Source organism: Nocardioides sp. NPDC057772 (assembly GCF_042798075.1).
GTDB lineage: Bacteria > Actinomycetota > Actinomycetes > Propionibacteriales > Nocardioidaceae > Nocardioides.
The window spans coordinates 1-3983 of the sequence record NZ_JBHVKN010000308.1 but is presented as its reverse complement, the minus strand read 5'-3'; the positions used below and the strand labels follow the sequence as shown (position 1 = coordinate 3983).

General features: G+C 70.9%; 4 protein-coding genes. 2 read left to right on the top strand and 2 right to left on the bottom strand.

The window, feature by feature from the left end:
• Positions 1 to 45: 45 nt before the first annotated feature.
• Both nadA and ACFVJS_RS26785 read right to left on the bottom strand, forming a co-directional pair.
• A complete protein-coding gene (gene nadA / locus ACFVJS_RS26790) occupies positions 46 to 1218 on the bottom strand; it encodes a quinolinate synthase NadA (RefSeq protein ID WP_378886599.1) in 1173 nt (390 codons plus the stop codon).
• 75 nt (positions 1219 to 1293) lie between these two features.
• Positions 1294 to 2343, bottom strand: a complete 1050-nt coding sequence (locus ACFVJS_RS26785; RefSeq protein WP_378886598.1) for a DUF695 domain-containing protein — start codon at positions 2341 to 2343, stop codon at positions 1294 to 1296.
• A 94-nt stretch (positions 2344 to 2437) separates the two neighbouring features.
• Between ACFVJS_RS26785 and ACFVJS_RS26780 the strand changes: the two genes are divergently transcribed.
• Both ACFVJS_RS26780 and erpA read left to right on the top strand, forming a co-directional pair.
• Positions 2438 to 3523, top strand: a complete 1086-nt coding sequence (locus ACFVJS_RS26780; RefSeq protein ID WP_378886597.1) for a glycerate kinase — start codon at positions 2438 to 2440, stop codon at positions 3521 to 3523.
• Positions 3524 to 3587: 64 nt separating this feature from the next.
• A complete protein-coding gene (gene erpA, locus ACFVJS_RS26775; protein ID WP_165114477.1) occupies positions 3588 to 3941 on the top strand; it encodes an iron-sulfur cluster insertion protein ErpA in 354 nt (117 codons plus the stop codon).
• Positions 3942 to 3983 lie beyond the last annotated feature (42 nt).

The following is a 3983-nucleotide window of genomic DNA, read 5'->3' as shown; positions in this document are numbered from 1 at the left end:
GAGTGCCACCTCGGCCGACGCAGCCGACGCCTCGGCTGAAAGGGGTCAGTCGTCCTGCGTCTTGCCCGGGAGATCGAGCATCCGCTGGAGGGCGAGCTTGGCGTAGTGCTCGGTCTCGGCGCCGACCTCGATGCGGTTGACGACCTGTCCCTCGACCAGGGACTCGAGGGCCCAGACGAAGTGGGGGAGGTCGATGCGGTTCATCGTCGAGCAGTAGCAGACGGTGCGGTCGAGGAAGACGATCCGCTTGTCGGGGTGGGCCGCCGCCAGGCGCTTGACGAGGTTGAGCTCGGTGCCGATCGCCCAGGCAGAGCCGGCAGGAGCGGCCTCGATGGTGTTGATGATGAACTCGGTCGAGCCGACCAGGTCGGCCTTGAGGACAACCTCGTGCTGGCACTCGGGGTGGACCAGGATCTGCACGCCCGGGATCTCGGCGCGCAGGTCGTCGATCGTGTCGGGGGAGAAGCGGCCGTGGACCGAGCAGTGGCCCTTCCACAGGATCACCTTCGCCGCCCGGAGCTCCTCGGCGGATACGCCGCCGCCGGGCTTGAGCGGGTCCCAGACCACGCAGTCGTCCAGCGACATGCCGAGCTTCAGGACCGCGGTGTTGCGGCCGAGGTGCTGGTCGGGGAAGAAGAGGACCTTGGCATCGTCCTTCTGCTCGAAGGCCCACTCCAGCACGGCCTGCGCGTTGGACGAGGTGCACACGACGCCGTCGTGACGGCCGCAGAACGCCTTGATGTCGGCGGAGGAGTTCATGTAGGTCACCGGCACGACCTGCTCGGCGACCCCCGCTTCCGCCAGAGCCGACCAGGCCTGCTCGACCTGGCCCAGCCGCGCCATATCGGCCATCGAGCAGCCGGCCGCGAGGTCGGGCAGGATGACCGCCTGCGACGGCGAGGTCAGGATGTCGGCGGACTCGGCCATGAAGTGCACGCCGCAGAAGACGATGTATTCCGCGTCCGGACGGGCGGCCGCGTCGCGGGCGAGCTTGAAGGAGTCCCCGGTCACGTCAGCGAACTGGATGACCTCGTCGCGCTGGTAGTGGTGTCCGAGGACGAACACCTTGTCGCCCAGCTTCTCCTTGGCGGCGAGAGCGCGCTTGACCAGGTCGGGGTCGGAGGCGGCCGGCAGGTCGCCGGGGCACTCGACGCCACGCTCTGAGTTCAGGTCGGTGCCGCGCCCCAGGGGGAGCAGCGGGAGGTCGACAGTCGTCATGATGACGATAATACATGTCGAGGCGTCGCAGCCCCGGTGGCGTGGGTCACATGGTGGTACCGGGTGCGATCCGAGTCAGGCGCGCAGCGGCCGGACGGCGTCCCAGGCCGGGTCGGTGTCGACCCGGGTGACGATGTCGCCGTGCGCCCAGCCGTCGACCGTCTCCTCCAGCCGCTGCGGTGCGGAGGTGGTGGGGTCGACGTAGGCGTGCAGAAGACGTACGCCGTTGGTGGTCTCGTGGGCCACCACGCGGCCATCGGGGCCGAGCGTCGAGACGAGCCGGTCCTCGAGCTGTCCGAGCTCGCGCAGCGCGTCGGCCGAGGGCAGGCCCCGCTCGGCGAAGCCGATGTAGGGCACCATGACGCCGACGTGATGGGTCAGGTTGGGCGCCGTCACCGGATGCAGCGGCACCACCGCGCTCGCGATCACGGGACCCTGCGGGCTCTCTCCGCGGAGCAGCACCCACGCCGGGTTGCCGTCGGGGTCGACGTACTCCTTGCGGAGGTCTCTCACCGCCGTGCGCAGCCCGTCGAGGCCGAAGCCGTCGGGCGGGCGGGCGGTGGTGGTCTCCACCTCCCCGATCCACAGCTCGGTGCTGGACTCGCCCAGTGTGGTGTCGAGGGCATGGAAGGCGACCTGCAGACGGGCGTCCTCGGCGAGGTCGGAGAAGCTGGGGTGGAAGAGGACGAGGTCGAAGTGGGCGCCGTTCTGCCGCGCCCCGACCAGCACGTCGGCCAGCCGGATCGCAGCCCCTCCGGGCGTGGTGAGGACCGCCTCGATCGGGTCGTCGACCGGCGGGCGCTGGTCGCTGAACTCCCAGGGAGAGTCGTCGTCGGGCTCGGGCGCGGCGAGCAGCCAACGGCGTGCCAGCGCGCGATGGTCCGGGTTGCCACCCGCCGAGATCACCAGCAACCGTCCGCCCAGAGGGCCGGGGCCGACCTCCCAGCTCAGGCCCGCCTCCATCGCGTCGACCCGCCGGGCGAGGAGAGCGACCAGTGCGTCCTGGTCGTCGGCGTCGAGCGCGGCGCCGCACGCCAGCGCACCCTTCTGCGCCCACCAGGTCCAGAAGGCGTCGATCCGCCTGCTCTCAGAGTCCCTGGCCCGGCGTCGCCCGAAGATCCGCACGAAACGACCTTAACGCGACGCATGCGCATCGGTTACGACATCGATAACGGTCCGGAGACGCCCGTTGACTTCCGTGCGCGGGTAGGTTTCGGCCATGCGAGTGCTGATCGCCCCCGACAAGTACGCCGGCACGCTCACCGCCTCCCAGGCGGCGGCCGCGATCGCGGAGGGGTGGCGGCGTACGGCTCCCCGTGACGAGCTCTCCCTGGCCCCGATGGCGGATGGAGGACCGGGGTTCCTCGAGTTGCTCCACGCGGTCCTCGCCGGCGACCTGCACGAGGTCGAGGTCAGGGGGCCGCACGGCGAGCCCGTGACCGCGCAGGTGCTGGTCGTGGGCGAGACCGCCTACGTCGAGTCGGCCCAGGCGGCCGGCCTGCACCTGACCGGCGGGAAGGGAGCCGAGCAGGCGACCTCCTACGGCGTGGGGCAGCTGCTCCTCGCCGCCCGCGACGCCGGGGCGAGCACGGTCGTGGTCGGGCTCGGCGGCTCGGGCACGAGCGACGGGGGAGCGGGGCTGCTGGCCGCGCTGGGCGCCACCGCCGACCGGCCGCTCGATGCCGGCGTCGCCGGGCTCGAGGGCATCACCGAGGTCACGCTGCCCGAGCCGCTGGGCCCCGACATCGTCATCGCCAGCGACGTGGACAACCCGCTGACCGGCCTCTTCGGCGCGATCAAGGTCTACGGCGCGCAGAAGGGACTGGCCGAGGAGACCATGCCCCGCTGGGACGGCGCGCTCCAGGACCTGGCGGCCGCGACCTCCCGCAAGGTCGCGATCGAGAAGGGCGCGGGAGCCGCCGGCGGGATGGGGTTCGCCCTGCTGCTCCTCGGGGCCACCCGTCGATCTGGGTTCGACGTCGTCGCCGACCTGCTCGGGCTGCCCGAGCTGGCCTCCCGGGCCGACCTGGTGATCACCGGCGAGGGCTCCTTCGACCCGCAGAGCGCCGCGGGGAAGGTTCCGGCCGGGGTGGCACGGCTCGCCGAGCAGGCGCTGCGCCCCTGCATCGTGCTGGCCGGGAAGGTGAGCATGAGCGGTCGGGAGATGCGTACGCTCGGTATCGATGCCGCGTACTCGCTCGTCGACAGTGTCGGCGAGGAGCGGGCGCTGAGCCAGGCGTACGACTCCCTGGTCCAGGTCGCCGCCAGGGTGGCCCGGACGTGGTCCGCCGACCACCGGGAATAACCGAGGATGTGCGACGATTGAGCCTTAAGACACACCCGCACCCACGCACAGGGAGCCCAGCTACATGACCGAGCAGACGACCGAACGCCGCGCCGACTCCATCAACCTGAGCGACGTTGCCGCCGCGAAGGTGAAGAGCCTCCTGGAGCAGGAAGGCCGCGACGACCTGAGCCTGCGCATCTCCGTGCAGCCCGGTGGCTGCTCCGGCCTGCGCTACCAGCTCTTCTTCGACGAGCGCACCCTCGACGGTGACGTCGTCACCGACTTCGACGGCGTGTCCGTCGTCGTCGACCGGATGAGCGTTCCCTACCTCAACGGCGCGATGATCGACTTCGTGGACACCATCGAGAAGCAGGGGTTCACCATCGACAACCCCAACGCCACCGGCTCCTGCGCCTGTGGTGACAGCTTCCACTGATCTGAGGCGTACGCACAGCAGCCCCTGCCGGACGGCAGGGGC